The sequence below is a fragment of the Streptomyces alboniger genome (assembly GCF_008704395.1).
Lineage (GTDB): Bacteria > Actinomycetota > Actinomycetes > Streptomycetales > Streptomycetaceae > Streptomyces > Streptomyces alboniger.
Window position 1 is genome coordinate 3,838,548 of record NZ_CP023695.1, and the last position, 14,425, is coordinate 3,852,972.

Annotated in this window: 11 protein-coding genes and 2 tRNA genes; 4 read left to right on the top strand and 9 right to left on the bottom strand. The window is 72.8% G+C overall.

The annotated features are described in order from the left end of the window. Positions 1-113: 113 nt before the first annotated feature. Positions 114-875, bottom strand: a complete 762-nt coding sequence (locus tag CP975_RS17025; RefSeq protein WP_055528585.1) for a response regulator transcription factor — start codon at positions 873-875, stop codon at positions 114-116. 292 nt (positions 876-1,167) lie between these two features. Between CP975_RS17025 and CP975_RS17030 the strand changes: the two genes are divergently transcribed. After that, positions 1,168-1,467 (top strand): DUF6355 family natural product biosynthesis protein, encoded by a 300-nt coding sequence (locus tag CP975_RS17030; protein ID WP_055528586.1) that lies wholly within the window; start codon positions 1,168-1,170, stop codon positions 1,465-1,467. A 54-nt stretch (positions 1,468-1,521) separates the two neighbouring features. Here the strand turns inward: CP975_RS17030 and CP975_RS17035 are convergent, their stop codons facing one another. From CP975_RS17035 to CP975_RS17055, 5 genes are all read right to left on the bottom strand, one after another. After that, positions 1,522-2,433, bottom strand: coding sequence for an amidohydrolase family protein (locus CP975_RS17035; protein ID WP_150477069.1), 912 nt, complete (start codon positions 2,431-2,433; stop codon positions 1,522-1,524). Further along, positions 2,420-2,761 (bottom strand): antibiotic biosynthesis monooxygenase family protein, encoded by a 342-nt coding sequence (locus tag CP975_RS17040; protein WP_150477070.1) that lies wholly within the window; start codon positions 2,759-2,761, stop codon positions 2,420-2,422. Before CP975_RS17040 ends, CP975_RS17035 begins: the two co-directional genes overlap by 14 nt. 240 nt (positions 2,762-3,001) lie before the next feature. Continuing rightward, positions 3,002-3,904 carry a DUF2797 domain-containing protein gene (locus CP975_RS17045; protein ID WP_150477071.1) on the bottom strand — a complete coding sequence of 301 codons (903 nt, stop codon included), beginning with the start codon at positions 3,902-3,904 and terminating at the stop codon, positions 3,002-3,004. Between the two features lie 80 nt (positions 3,905-3,984). Beyond that, positions 3,985-4,057: transfer RNA gene (locus tag CP975_RS17050), tRNA-Arg, on the bottom strand. A 199-nt stretch (positions 4,058-4,256) separates the two neighbouring features. Beyond that, a tRNA-Ser gene (locus CP975_RS17055) sits at positions 4,257-4,347 on the bottom strand. Positions 4,348-4,592: 245 nt separating this feature from the next. On the opposite strand from CP975_RS17055, the gene CP975_RS17060 reads away from it, so the two are divergent. Together CP975_RS17060 and CP975_RS17065 are read left to right on the top strand one after the other, a co-directional pair. After that, positions 4,593-5,012: an SSI family serine proteinase inhibitor gene (locus CP975_RS17060; protein ID WP_055535885.1), complete on the top strand. Its 420-nt coding sequence runs from the start codon at positions 4,593-4,595 to the stop codon at positions 5,010-5,012. 217 nt (positions 5,013-5,229) lie between these two features. Continuing rightward, positions 5,230-9,993, top strand: a complete 4,764-nt coding sequence (locus CP975_RS17065; protein ID WP_150477072.1) for a PAS domain-containing protein — start codon at positions 5,230-5,232, stop codon at positions 9,991-9,993. Between the two features lie 15 nt (positions 9,994-10,008). On the opposite strand, the gene CP975_RS17070 is transcribed toward CP975_RS17065, so the two are convergent. Continuing rightward, positions 10,009-10,599: a TetR/AcrR family transcriptional regulator gene (locus CP975_RS17070; RefSeq protein WP_055536200.1), complete on the bottom strand. Its 591-nt coding sequence runs from the start codon at positions 10,597-10,599 to the stop codon at positions 10,009-10,011. Positions 10,600-10,774: 175 nt separating this feature from the next. Between CP975_RS17070 and CP975_RS17075 the strand changes: the two genes are divergently transcribed. Continuing rightward, positions 10,775-12,058, top strand: coding sequence for an MFS transporter (locus tag CP975_RS17075; RefSeq protein ID WP_150477073.1), 1,284 nt, complete (start codon positions 10,775-10,777; stop codon positions 12,056-12,058). Here CP975_RS17075 and CP975_RS17080 read toward each other — a convergent pair. Beyond that, positions 12,045-13,694 carry a long-chain fatty acid--CoA ligase gene (locus tag CP975_RS17080; protein ID WP_055536199.1) on the bottom strand — a complete coding sequence of 550 codons (1,650 nt, stop codon included), beginning with the start codon at positions 13,692-13,694 and terminating at the stop codon, positions 12,045-12,047. The two genes, CP975_RS17075 and CP975_RS17080, sit on opposite strands and share 14 nt — an antisense overlap. A 98-nt stretch (positions 13,695-13,792) precedes the next feature. After that, positions 13,793-14,374 carry a SigE family RNA polymerase sigma factor gene (locus tag CP975_RS17085; RefSeq protein ID WP_070321323.1) on the bottom strand — a complete coding sequence of 194 codons (582 nt, stop codon included), beginning with the start codon at positions 14,372-14,374 and terminating at the stop codon, positions 13,793-13,795. Positions 14,375-14,425: the final 51 nt, after the last annotated feature.

Genomic DNA, 14,425 nt, shown 5'->3' on the forward strand with positions numbered 1-14,425 from the left:
GAGGCTGACGTCACGTACACCGTAGAACAAACCCCATACGCCGTACAAGGCACGGGCCCCTCAGGCTCCCTTCTCTCTCACGAAGGCGAAGCGACTCACGAAGGCGAGGCCCCTCACGAAGCCGAGGCGACGGGCGCGGGCAGAGCGGCCTTGATCAGGTACCCGGCCCCGCGCCGCGTGTGGATCATCGGCTCCCGCCCGGCGTCGATCTTCCTGCGCAGATACGAGATGTACAGCTCGACGACGTTGGCCTGGCCTCCGAAGTCGTAGTTCCACACCCGGTCGAGGATCTGCGCCTTGCTGAGCACGCGCCGCGGATTGCGCATGAGGTAGCGCAGCAGCTCGAACTCGGTGGCGGTCAGATGGATCGAGTCCCCGCCGCGCGTCACCTCGTGGCTGTCCTCGTCCAGCGTCAGGTCCCCCACCACCAGGGCGGACGCGCCGCGCTTGTCGGCGGCCCCGGCCCGCCGGATGAGCCCGCGCAGCCGCGCCACCACCTCCTCCAGGCCGAAGGGCTTGGTCACGTAGTCGTCGCCGCCCGCGGTGAGCCCCGCGATGCGGTCCTCCAGCGCGTCCTTCGCGGTCAGGAACAGCACGGGCACGTCCGGCAGCTCCCGGCGCAGCCTGCCGAGCAGGGAGAGGCCGTCCATGTCGGGCAGCATCATGTCCAGCACCACGGCGTCGGGCCGGAACGCGCGCGCCACCCGCACCGCGCCCGCGCAGTCAGCCGCGCTGCGGATCTGCCAGCCCTCGTACCGCAGGGCCATGGACATCAACTCGGTGAGCGACTCCTCGTCGTCCACCACGAGTACGCGGACGGGACTCCCGTCCGGCCGGAGCAGTTCGGTACGCGCCTGGGGCGTGGTCGTGGTCATACCCCAGAGGTTGGGCGGCGCCCCTGAGAGCACTCTTGCGCGAAGCTGTGAATTCCCTGAGAAACGGTCCGCCGCCCAGTTGCCGTACCCGGCCCGGCATTTACGCATCGAACGGGCCGGAACCCATCTGATCGGTTGAAGAGGGGCATTCTTCCGAGTGAACGCGCGCCGTTCGTCCTGGTGGCCCGGGGCCGCGTTGGGACCCTCAAGTCGAGGTCCGCGCAGCCCAGCTCCGCGGAGCGACATCTGTGACGCAGTCCTCCCACCCCTCTGACCCGATCAAGGAGCCTCCGTGGCCTTCGCACGTATCCGACGCCTGGCGACCACCGCCCTCTCCGCCACAGCCCTCGCCCTCACGTCCCTGGGCGCGGTGACCGCCACCGCGGCCCCCGCGGCCGCCGACCCGTGCGGCTTCTACGAGACCCACTCCGACGCCTACTACAACCACTGCACGTCGGACGGCTCCCGTGTCGTCATCCACGTCAGGGTCGCCCTGGCCCCCGACTACGAGCGCTGCGTCGCCCCCGGCAGGACCTGGCTGGGCTCGGCAAGCAAGATCCAGGGTGCCCACTACGTCGGCCGCACCTGCTGACGAACGACCGCCGGTGAGGGGGCGGGGCCACCCGCGGCTCGGGCGCGCGAACTCTCAGCGCACCCCGAAGAGCCGGGCCCCGTTCCCGTACAGCACCCCCCGCAGCCACGCGTCCCCCAGGCCGAGCCGCCCCAGCGCCTCCAGCTGATGGACGTACGCGTACGGGATGTTGGGAAAGTCGCTCCCCAGCAGGATCCGATCGCCCAGCTCCACCAGCCGCCCCGACTCCTCCTTCGGAAACGGCATCAGCCCCTCGCTGAAGTCGGTGAACGCCATGGTCGTGTCGAGGCGCACCTCCTCGTACCGCTCGGCGAGGTCGAGGAAGTCGGCGTACTCGGGCATCCCCATGTGCGCCACGACGAGCCGCAGCCGCGGATGCCGCGCGAGGAGCCGCGCCATCACGCCGGGACCCGTGTGCTTGCCGGGCTCGGGCCCGGACCCGCAGTGCGTCACCACGGGGATCCCGGCGTCGGCGAGCAGCCCCCACACGGGATCGAGCAGAACGTCATTTGGGTCGTAACCCCCCACCTGCACATGTGCCTTGAAGACCCGGGCCCCCGCCTCGACGGCGTCCCGCACGTACTCCTCGACTCCCGGCTCCGGGAAGAAGGTCGCGGTCTGGAGGCACCCGGGCGTGCGCCGCGCGAACTCGACGGCCCAGCCGTTGAGCCACTTCGCCATCCCCGCCTTGTGCGGATAGACCATCGAGGTGAAGGCCCGCACCCCGAACTCCCCGAGCAGCTCGACCCTCCGCTCCTCCTCGTGCCGGTAGCTGATGGGCCACTCCACCCCGCCGCCGGCCGCGTAGGCGTCGAAGTAGGCCCAGACCTTCCGCAGCACCCGGTCCGGCATGAAGTGCGTGTGTACGTCGATGAGTCCGGGCACCCCGAGCCGCCCCCAGAACTCCCGCACCCCGGCGGCCTCCGGGCCGCTCGCGCCGTCCCGGCCTCCGCTATCCCCGCACATAGCCGTAGCTCCGCTCGACCTTGGCGACGTGCACGGCGTACGACTCGTACCACTCCTCGCGCCCGCGCCGCTGTGCCGCACGGTGCTCGGGATCGCTCTGCCAGGCCCTGATGGCGTCCTCGTCCCGGAAGTACCCGACGGTGATGCCGACCCCGCCGGGTGTCCGCGCGGACTCGGCCCCGAGGAACCCGGGCACGGCGGCGACCAGCTCATCCATACGCTCGCCCGTCTCCCCGTACCCCTGGCCGCCCTCGGCGAGGACCGAGGTGAAAACGACGGCGTAGTAAGGCGGTTCAAAGGGCCCGACCGGCCCCACTGGATCACTCATGCCCCCACCCTCAGAGCCCCGGCACCCCGTGTCCACCCTCCCCGGCCACTCCTTGCCCTCCGGTCACCGATCCTTGACCATCCGGTCAGCGAAACCCACGGAGCACAACGGACCCGCAAGGCCCGCGGAGCACAACCCGGACAGCGAAACCCGCGGAGCACCACGGGCCCGCAAGGCCCTCCGAGTACAACCCGGTCAGCGAGGAGCCCGCGGGGCGCGCAGGGCCCGCCACGCCCCACCTCAGAACAGTCCGCCCTGCTCCCCCTCGCCCCTCGCCACCGGCCCCAGCCCCTCAACCGGCACGGTCACCCCCGCCTCCGTGTCGGCCCCCACCAGCTCCCACCCCACGAGCGCCCGCGTATCGACGACAAGCAGGCCCCCGCCCCCGCTCCCGTCCTCGCCCGCGCCCGCGATCTCCAGATACAGGTCAGGTCCGGCCGCCGCGACAAGCCGCCCCGCGACCGCCCCGCCGTCGGCGACCTCCCGCACCACACCCCGCGCCGCCCCGGCACCGCCCGGCCCCAGACCGAACGCCGCCGCGTGATCGACCGCCTCGAAGGCGACCCGCTCCAACGCCTCGGCCCACCCCTCCAGTACGACGGCCCGCCGGTACAGCTCCGCCAACTCCGCCGCCCGTTCGTCCCACCCGGGCAGCGCCCCCCGCACCGCCCGCTTGCGCGCGTACGGCACCCGGTCCGGCACCCCGAGCGCCGCCCGCAGCAGCTCCTCCGTACGCCGGGCCGCCATCAACGGCCCCCGCCCCAGCCAGCAGAACGCCACGGCCCCCTGCTCAAGCAGGCGCACGGCACCCCGCTCCTCCGCGGTGATCCCGACCTTGACGAGACCGCTCCCGAACCACGCGAGATACACCCGGTACGTCCGCGGATCGTCCGGCACCCCGTCCGCCGCCACGGAGAACACCCGGTCGAGCCGCGCGCACTCGGGACACCGCGCCTGCCCGGCCCGCGCCGGCACCACGGCCCGCAGCGGACACGGATTCCCCCGCGCCCCCACACACCGCCGCTCACCGACGGCCCGGAACCCAACAGTCCTCCCGTAGGCGAGGGCGCTGGTCCTGCCGCCCTGCCACCGCAGCACGGGCTCCCCACCCGGCCACCCGAGCCCCGCGCAACGCCACTCCATCGCCGTACCCCTCCCGGAAGGAAGCCCGCACAAACGACCAGAGGCCCTCAGGATTTCTCCTGAGGGCCTCTGGCCTGCTGTGCACTCGGCAGGATTCGAACCTGCAACCTTCTGATCCGTAGTCAGATGCTCTATCCGTTAAGCTACGAGTGCTTGTGCTTCCGGGGTTTTTTCTGCCCCGTCGGCGTTGCGAGAACAACATTACATGACCTGCGCCGTGAGGCGAAATCCGTTTCCCAAACCCGCTCTGAGCTGGGCAAACGCCCTTCGGTGGCCCCGGACAGAGCCCGGTCGGAGCCCGGAGACGACCGAAGCCCCGGTCGCGTACGACCGGGGCTTCGGGCTCACAGCGCGGAGGCGGAGGGATTTGAACCCTCGATGGGCTTTAAGGCCCAAACCGCATTAGCAGTGCGGCGCCATAGACCGGACTAGGCGACGCCTCCAGCTTGCACACCTGCGCGAGCGCGGGGGTGCGTGCAGATGATGACACAGCCAGGCGGCGTGTCACCAATCGCGTCCTCCACGGTACTAGTCGCGCGGCCCGCAGGGCAAAGCGATACGCGCCCCCGCAACCGCACGGGGCGGACCGCGTTAAAGGGTGTGGATCCGCCCCTGGATCCACCGGCCTCGACGCGACCATCCGCGATGCCACCATCCGTACCGCTGTGCCCGACCCCGTGGAGTCCTCATGCTGCGCCGTCTCGTTCTCACCGCCGCCGCCTCCGCCGCGGCGCTCTCCGCCGCCCCCTTCACCGCGCACGCCGTCACGCCCGCCGAGACCCCGACCGACCGGCTCACGATCACCGTCTCCGACTCGGGAGGCGACGGAGAGGGAACGTACGAACTGACGTGCCACCCCACGGGCGGCACCCACCCCGCCAAGGAGAAGGCGTGCGCGCGGCTGGACGAGATCACTGTCTATGGGAAGGACACGTTCGCTCCGGTCCCGGACGACGCGATGTGCACGATGCAGTACGGCGGCCCCGCCACCGCGCACATCACGGGCACCTGGCAGGGACGGCCCGTCGACGCGCGCTACAGCCGCGGCAACGGCTGCGAGATCTCGCGCTGGAACAACCTGGCACCGGTGCTTCCCCGCACCTCGTAGCGACCGACGGCCCGACCGGTCACCGGCCGGCGGCCGCTACCCTCCCGTGACCAGGCGGTACTGAAAACTCACACCATCTGCGTGCGACCTCCCTCTCATCCGGCGTCGCGCGGGCAACCACTCCCCGTAGACTCCCTCCCGTGACACGCCACGGGCCGAGGGGCAAGATGGCCTGAGCGAGTCGGCAAGCAGCGGTAACCAGGGAGGAAGCGTCGTCGTGAGCAGCAGGCCATCCCGAGGCGCTGCTCGCCTCGCAGCCATACTCGACGCGCTCCCGGACGCGCTGGTGCTCGTCAACGCCAACGGCACCGTCGTGAACGCGAACGCGATCGCGCTGGAGGCGTTCGAGACGCCGGGCACCGCACTCGTGGGGCGCGGTCTGCTCGATCTGCTGCCGGAGTTCGACTCCCGGCTCATCCCCGGCTCCATGCGGCGCCCGGACACCGTCGACGAGCGCGGGCGCACCAAGCCCACGCGCATGACGGCGCGGCGCACGGACGGCACCGAGTTCCCCGTCGAGGTCACCAGCTCCCCGCTGGAAGACGGCAGGCACGCGTACGACAACCACGGCTACACCGGCGACGAGCTGCTGATGCTCGTCGTGCGGGACCTGTCGGGCACCGTCGACACCGAGGCCGAACTGGCCCGTTCGCAGCGGCAGACCGAGATGATCCTGCGTGCCGCGGCCGAGGGCGTCGTCGGGACGGACACCGACGGACGCGTCGTCCTCGTCAACCCGGCCGCCGCCCAGATACTGGGTTTCCGGGCGAGCGATCTCGGCGGGCAGGAACTGCACCCGCTGGTCCTGCACTCGCGCGCCGACGGCGAACCCTTCCCCTACGAGGAGTCCCCGCTCGCCGACACCCTCCGCTCCGGGCGCAAGCACCGGGTGCGCGGACAGGTGCTGTGGTCCAAGAGCGGCGCCAAGGTACCGGTCGACCTGACGACGTCCCCGGTACGCGACGGCGACCAACTGGTCGGCGCGGTGATGACGTTCACCGACCGCAGGCCCTACGACGAGCTGGCCGAGAAGCACGAGGCCGCCCTCGCCCGGCACGCGGAGGAGATCCGTGCCGCCGCCGAGCGGCACGCCGAGGAGATCAAGGCGGCGGAGGAGCGGCGCGCCGAGGAGATCAAGGCCGCCGAGGAGCAGCGCGCCGAGGAACTCGCCGCCGAACAGGAGCGTTACGCGGCGCTCGCCGAGCGCGAGAAGGACCGCTTCGAAGAGCTGGCCGAGCGCGAGAAGTCGCGGTACGAGACGCTGGCCGCCCGGCATGAGCAGCTGCTCGCCGTCCTCGGCTCGTCCCTGCGCGGGCCCCTCGACGAACTGCGCCGCGAACTGGCCGCGCTCGCCGCGGACGACGCGGGCCAGCTGTGGCCCGAGGCCAACCAGGTCCTGCACCACCTGTCCGCCGGGTACGCCCGGATGACCACGCTCGTCGACAACGTCCTCGGCTTCCAGCGGCTCGACGCGGGCGAGGAGCAGCTGACCCTCACCCCGGCCCTGCTCGACGCGGTCGTCGCCACCGGCGTGGAGGGCGCGGTCGAGCTGATCGGGCCCGGCCGGGCGCAGTTCGCCGTGCACGCGCCGCCGATAGAGATCGTGGTCGACGCGGGACGGCTCGCCACCGCGGTGGCCCATCTCGTCGCGGACGTGGCCGGGATCGACGCGACGGGCAACACGCGCGCGGGTGCCGGTTCCGGCGCCGCCGCGACGGGGGCTTACGTCGACTCGACGATCGTGGTGGCCGCGGCCCAGCGCGGCGAGGTCGTCCGCATCGAGGTCCGGGGGCCCTACGCGGGCGGGGACCCGGTGCACGAGCCGATCGTGCGCGGCATCGTGCGGGCCCACGGAGGGGTGCTCCAGACGCACGAGGTGCCGGGTATGAGCGGCAGTGCGTACGTACTTGAAGTGCCGATCGTGGCGGTCGGGGAGGCGGGCGCGACAGGGGCGGCAGGCGCGACCGTGGCGGTCGGAGCGGGTTCTACGGAGAGCGGCGGTTCGGGAACGGGCTCTACGGAGAGGGCCGGTTCGGCTGCGCCCGCAGCTCCGGGTGGCGTGGTCGCGGTGCCCGAGCAGGCGTCGCCCGCCACGGGCGGCGGGCGTCGACGGGCTCGGCGTCCCTCGGTGGACTCCTTCCTGGAGAGCGGCGTTCCGGCGGCCCCTTCCGGCGGCACGGAGGCGGGGGCGGCCACCGCGCCGACCGGCACGGGTCGGCGCAGGGGGCGGCGCGCGGCGGAGGCCACCGCTGTCCCGGGGAGCCCGGACACCCTCGGCAGCGGCACGGTGGCGACCGACCAGGGGGCGAGCCCCACGGCCGGGCCGGCGAGCGGGCCCGGGGGCGGGCCTGCGGTCGGGCCCATGGGTGGTCCTGCTGGCGGTCCCGCGGGTGGGCCCGCGGGCGGTTCCGTGTCGGAGGCGCAGGCTTCGGAGACTTCGGAGACGGCCGGTGGTGCGTCGGGGCTCCCCTCTGGTGGTACCTCGGGCGGTACCGGGCGGCGGCGCGGGCGGCCGAGTGCCGCCGAGGGTGCCGTGCTGACGGCGGCCGAACACGCGGCCGGATCCGCCGCGTTGGGCCAGACCGTGCCGCCGCAGGGCGTGCCGGTCCCGGCGAGCGGGACCGGCCGTCGCGCACGGCGGGCCGGTGAGCAGCACGCGCTGCCCGCGCTGGCCTCGGGTCCTTCGGAGACCTCAGGCGGCGCACCGGGTACGGAACTCGCCGCGGTGGAGGCCGGTCACGGCGACGCCGCGCGGCCCACGGGGCGCCGGGCGCGGCGCGCGCTGGCCGCCGCCAAGGAGCGGGCCGCGGCGGAAGGGGCCAACAGCGGACGCGTCTTCGCGCTTCCCCCGGCCACGGCCGACCGTGACACGCCGGACCAGGAGATCGCGGCCCAGGAGACCGTGGGTCCCGTGGGTCCCGTGGGCCATGCCGTGGTGAATCAGGCTGCGGTCGCGGTGGGCCAAGGCGTCGTGGATCAGGGCGTCGGAGTGCCGGGGGCCTTGGGGCAGGGCGTCGTGGGTCAAGGTGCCGTAGGACAGGACTCCGTAGGACACACCCCCGCGGGGTCGGCTCCCGTAGGCCACGCCGTAGTGAATCAAGCCGCTGTGAGCCGGGGCTTCGGCGCGGGCGCGCCCGTGCCGGGGTACCCGGGCGTCCAGGGTGACACCGGGCAGCACGCCGCGGTCCCGCACGGCCCTGGCGACGACCACACCCCGCCGCAGCCGCACCCCGCGCAGGCTCCGACGGGCCGCCGCCGCTCCCGGCAGCCGGTCACCGCGAACCCCGCGGCTCCGCAGAGCCCCGTGACTCCGCAGAATCCGGGGACTCCCGCCGAGGACCCGACATCTGCCCCGGCTGCCCCGACCGCACCGGGCGCCCGGGTGGCCCCGCAGCCCCCAGGCGTTCCGACCGCCCCTGCCGCCCCCACCGCCCCGGCGGCACCGGCCACACCGACCGCACCGGGTCAGGGGCCGCTCCCGCCCGGCGCCCAGCAGGGCCGTCGGGCCGCCGGGGCCGGGCAGCCGCTGCCCGCGCCGCGGCCGTGGCCCGACGGCACCACCCCCGCCGAGGGCGTGCCCGCGCAGGGCAACGCGCGCTCCGCGGGCGCCCCCGCACAGGGCGTTCCGGCGCCCGCCCGGGGCGCGGCGCTCCCGCCCGAGCGCGGCACGCAGGCGTCGCGCGCGGCGCAGCCGCTGCCCGCCGAGGCCCCCGGTGACCCGAACTCGACGCAGGGGCGCGCGTTCAGCGTGCGTACGCTCGGCCAGGGCGTACCGTTCGGCCAGCAGGTCTCCGAGCAGCAGCAGGGCCGCCAGGCCGCCGCGGCCTCGCCCGACCAGGGCGGTCGTCCGACGGGCAACGTCCGGCCCCCGGGGTCCCCGATGCCGCCCCAGGGCGCCCAGCCGGAGCAGCCGCCGTCGGCCACGCTCCCGCAGGAAGGCACGCCCGAGCCGCAGCAGGGCCAGGCCGCCGCCCCGCAGTCGCAGACGCTCGGCGGCTCCGGGCGCAGGCGCAGGCTGGGCACGCCTCCGGCACCCACGGCCGAGGAGCGCCCCGAGGCCTCGGGCCGCCCGCACCCGCAGACCCCGCCCCCGGCGCACCCCCAGTCCCGTATCGCGGCGGCCACCGAGGGCGCCGGACGTTCGTACGCGATCGGCGCCCCGGACGAGAACGCGGCCGAGGGACCCGAGCCGCTGGACGGCCCCGGTGGCGCGGTCGAGGTCGACAACCGGCCCCAGCCCCGGCCGATGGACGACGAGCTGCCGCCCGAGCCGCTCGACAACCCGCGCCGCCTCCTGGTGTGGCCCGCGCCCGACGTCACCACGCAGCAGGCGCTCAGCGACCGCGGCTACCGTCCCGTGATCGTGCACTCGCGCGAGGAGGTCGACGCCCAGATCGCGGCGTTCCCCGCGGCCCTGTTCGTGGACCCGCTGACCGGACCGATCACGCGCACGGCGCTTCAGTCGCTGCGGCAGGCCGCCGTGGCAGCCGAGGTGCCCGTGCTCGTGACGGCGGGACTCGGCCAGGCGACGCGCGAGGCGGCGTACGGCGCCGACCCCGCCGTACTCCTGAAGGCGCTCGCGCCGCGCGACAGCGAGCAGCATCCGCCACGCGTCCTGCTCATCGAGGAGCACGAGGAGATCGCGCTCGCCCTGACCGCGACGCTGGAGCGGCGGGGCATGCAGGTCGCGCGGGCCGAGAGCGACGCGGACGCGGTGACGCTCGCGGCGCAGATGCGGCCGAACCTCGTAGTGATGGACCTGCTCCAGGTGCGCCGCCGCCGGGCCGGGATCATCGACTGGCTACGCGCGAACGGGCAGTTGAACCGCACTCCGCTGGTCGTCTACACCGCCGCCGTCGACGAGACGGAGCTGCCGCGCCTCGCGGCGGGCGAGACGGTGCTGTTCCTCGCGGAGCGCTCCACGAGCAACGAGGTGCAGAGCCGCATCGTGGATCTGCTGGCGAAGATCGGCACCAACTGACGTACCTCGGCGGGCCTACGTCCGTGGATCGGTGGCGGTGAGGCGGCGGACCGCCGCCTTCACCGAGGCCCGGAGCTGTTCCTTGTCGGCGTCCTCGTCGCCGACAAGGATTCGCCGCATCTGCGGCACGGCCGTGGACCAGCCGGCCAGCGCGACCACCATGAAGAGCAGGTGGGGCGCGGGGATCTCGTCGCTGATCACGCCGCGGGCCTGCGCGTCGGCGAGTACGGCGACCTTGCGGTCGTAGTGGTCCCGGCGCTCGCGCTCGTCGGGCAGGTCCTCCGTGCCGTACTCGATGCCCTCCCAGAAGAGGAGGCGCAGCAGTTCGGGGTGGGCGGCGTGGTAGTCGATCAGCCGGTCCATCCAGCCGTCCATGTCGTCCGCGTCGACGGGGTGGGAGACGGCCATCTCCAGCATCCGCTTCTCCAGGACCTGGGTGAACAACTCCGCCTTGTTGCCGAAATAGGCGTAGATGAGCTGCTTGTTGGCCTTGGCCTGGCTCGCGATGCGGTCGATGCGGGCGCCCGCGATGCCGTACCGGGCGAACTCGGCGACCGCCGCCTCGAAAATCCGCGCCTTGGTGGCCTCGGGGTCTCTGACTGCCATGGGGACAGAGTAGGTGAACCCGTTCGGGTAACCAACTGGTTGGTTGCTTGACAGGTTGGATGCGGCGAGCGCAGACTTTTTCCAACCAACTAGTTGGTTGCCGTGCTCGTACGTTGACGCGTTCGCCTGTTCTCGCGTTCTCGCGTCTCGTGTTCTGTCGTCCGAGGAGACCCGCATGCCCTCAGCCACGCCACCCCAAGTGACCTCGACCGCCTCTGCGGGCCCAGACGCCACGGCCCGGGCGCCGCGGCGGCCCTCCGCGCCAACACTGACCCCGCTCCCCGTCCCGCACGGCCTCTTCCTCGTCCTCATCGCGGTCTGCACGGCCGTGACGGCCGCCAATATCTACGTCGCCGCGCCCCTGCTCCCGCTGATAGCCCGCGACTTCGGCTCGACGCCGTCGGCCGTCGCGTGGATCGCCTCGGTCGCCCAGTTCGGGTACGCGGCGGGGCTGCTGTTCTTCGCCCCGCTCGGAGACAGCGTGAACCGCCGCAGACTCGTCGCGGTGCTCTCCGTGGTCACGGCGGGAGCGCTCGCTCTGGGCGCGGCCGCCTCGGGCGCCACCGCGCTGGCCGCCGCCGTCCTGGTGGCGTCCGCCGCGACAGTCGTCCCGCAGCTGCTCGTGCCGCTGGTCGCCGAGCGGGCGCCCGCGCATCGGAGGGCCAGCCATGTCGCGGCCCTCATCGCCGGGCTCTTCACGGGCATCGTCGCGGCCCGCGTGCTCGGCGGGCTCGTCGGCCAGGCCTTCGGCTGGCGTTACGTCTTCCTGGGCGCCGCCGCGCTCACCGCGCTGCTCGGCCTCGCCTCGGCCGCCGTACTGCCCACCGAGAACCGCAAGCGGTCAGGGCCGCTCCTCGCGGGCCTCGCGCACCTCCCCGGCGTGGTGCGCGGCTCCGCCGAGCTGCGCCGCGCGTGCATACGCCAGGCCGGGATGTACGGCGCGTGGAGCGCGCTGTGGACCTCGCTCGCACTGCTCCTCACCGGCCGGGGCGGTGACGGCTATGGGATGACGACCGCGACGGCGGGCCTGTTCGGGCTCTTCGGCCTCGCCGCGAGTCTCGTCGCGCCGCTCGCGGGCGGCCTCGTGGACCGCTTCGGCGCGTCGAAGGTCGTCGCGTACGGCTACGGCCTCGCGGCGGTGTCGGTGCCGCTGTTCTGGCTGGGCGGCGGGGCGCTGTGGGCCCTGTGCGCGGCGGCGGTCGCCATCCATATGGCACTGGTGGCCAACCACGTCGCCAACCAGACCCTGGCGCTGACGACCACCAGAACCCCGGCGGTCGCCAACACCGCCTATGTGGTGGCCGGTTTCGCGGGCGGCGCGCTGGCCTCCGCGCTCGCGGGCGGCGCGTTCACCCACTGGGGCTGGTCGGGCGTGTGTGCGGTCGCCGCCCTGTGGCTGGCGCTCGGCTGGGCGACGACCGCGATACCGGCCCGGTACCGGCAGGTCAGAGCTGCGTGACGGTCAGCTCACCGTCGGCGTACTGCCTGCGCAGGACCTTCTTGTCGAACTTGCCGACGCTGGTCTTCGGAACCGCGGGGATGATCGCCCAGCGCTCGGGGAGCTGCCACTTGGCGATGCTGTCCGCGAGGAAGTCGCGCAGGGTCGCGTAGTCGGCGGTCGCGTTCTCCTTCAACACGACCGTGGCGAGCGGACGTTCGCCCCACTTCTCGTCGGGCACGGCGACGACCGCGGCCTCGGCGACGTCCGGGTGGGCCATCAGGGCGTTCTCCAGCTCGACCGACGAGATCCACTCGCCGCCCGACTTGATGACGTCCTTCGCCCGGTCGGTGAGGGTCAGGAAGCCGTCGGGGCTGATCACACCGACATCGCCGGTCTTCAGCCAGCCGTCCTCGCTGAACTTGTCCTCGGGCCTGAGGGTCTCGCCGCCCGCGCCGCCGTAGTAGGCGCCCGCGATCCAGGGTCCGCGCACCTCCAGCTCACCGGCCGACTCACCGTCCCAGGGCAGGTGTTCACCACCGGGGCCGATCAGCCGGGCCTCGACGGCGGCGGGGAAGCGGCCCTGCGTGAGCCGGTAGCCGAACTCCTCGTCGGTGCCGATCGCGTGGGCCGGCGGGCGGGCGACCGTGCCGAGCGGGGACGTCTCCGTCATGCCCCAGGCGTGGCAGACCCGCATGCCGAGGCGGTCGAACGCCTCCATCAGGGACGGCGGACACGCCGAACCACCGATGGTGACCTGCCCGAGCGAGCTGACGTCACGCGGCCTCGCGGAGAGTTCGGCGAGCAGGCCCTGCCAGATGGTGGGGACGGCGGCCGCGTGAGTGGGCCGCTCCGCCTCGATCATCTCGGCGAGCGGGCCGGGCTGGAGGAAGCGGTCCGGCATCAGCATGTTCACGCCGGTCATCAGGGCGGCATGGGGCAAACCCCACGCGTTCACATGAAATTGGGGCACTACAACCAAGGAGGTGTCCGCGTCGCTCAGCCCCATCGACTGGGCCATGTTGACCTGCATGGAATGCAGATAGATGGAGCGGTGGGAGTAGGTGACGCCCTTGGGGTCACCGGTGGTGCCGGAGGTGTAGCACATGGCGGCAGCGGCGCGCTCGTCCAGCTCGGGCCAGTCGTACGAGGTGGGCTTACCGGTGAGCAGTTCCTCGTACTCATGCACCCGCGCCCGCGCGTCCGCCAGGAGGGAGCGGTCACCGGGGCCCGAGACCACGATGTGCTCGACGGTCGCCATGTGGGGGAGCAGCGGCGCGAGGAGGCCGAGGAGGGAGCCGTTGACGATGATGACGCGGTCGGCGGCGTGGTTGACGATCCACGTCAGCTGGTCGGCGGGCAGCCGCAGATTGAGGGTGTGGAGGATGGCGCCCATGCAGGGCACGGCGTAATAGGCCTCGACGTGCTCCGAGTTATTCCACATAAACGTGGCAATTCGGTCATCGTCCGAGACGCCGAGGTCCTCGCGCAGGGCGTGGGCGAGCTGCGCGGCGCGCTCACCGATCTCACGGAAGCTGCGGCGCTGCGGGGCGCCCTCTCCGGTCCAGGTGACGACCTGCGACGTGCCGTGCACGGTCGAGCCGTGCCGGAGGATCCGGGTGACAGTCAGCGGTACGTCCTGCATCGTGCTCAGCACGGCGTCCTCCTGGGGCGACATCGCCTACGCGGCGGTAAGGGGTGCGCTGATTCTGCGCGCATACCGCTCGGTATGTCACTACTCCAGGAGATGATCGATCATCGGACGGGCGTCAGCTCCGGGTCCTCGCGGAGTTTGCCGAGCGCCCGCGACACCGCGCTCTTCACCGTTCCGACCGAGACCCCGAGCACCTCGGCGGTCTGGACCTCGCTGAGATCCTCGTAGTACCTGAGGACGACCATCGCCCGCTGCCGGTCCGGCAGCTTCATGATCGCGCGCCACATCGCGTCGCGGAGCACCTGGTGCTCGGCCGGGTCCCCGAGCGGCGTCACCTCCGGTTCCGGCAGCTCGTCGCAGGCGAACTCGTCGACCTTGCGCTTGCGCCACTGCGACGTACGCGTGTTCAGCAGGGCGCGTCGCACATAGCCGTCGAGCGCGCGATGGTCCTCGATCCGGTCCCACGCGACATACGTCTTGGTCAGCGCGGTCTGCAACAGATCCTCGGCATCGCTCGGATTCGCGGTCAGCGAGCGGGCGGTGCGCAGCAGTACGGGCTGGCGTGCCCGTACGTAGGACGCGAACGACGGGTACGCGAAGGGCCCCGTGCCCCGCGTCGGACCCGTGCCCCGCGTCGCGGCCTTCGATGCGCTGGTGCACACGGACACCATGGATGCGGTCATGGCTCCACGCTAGGAGCACCCCCTACTTCAGCGGATCGGCCCCAAGTCCCG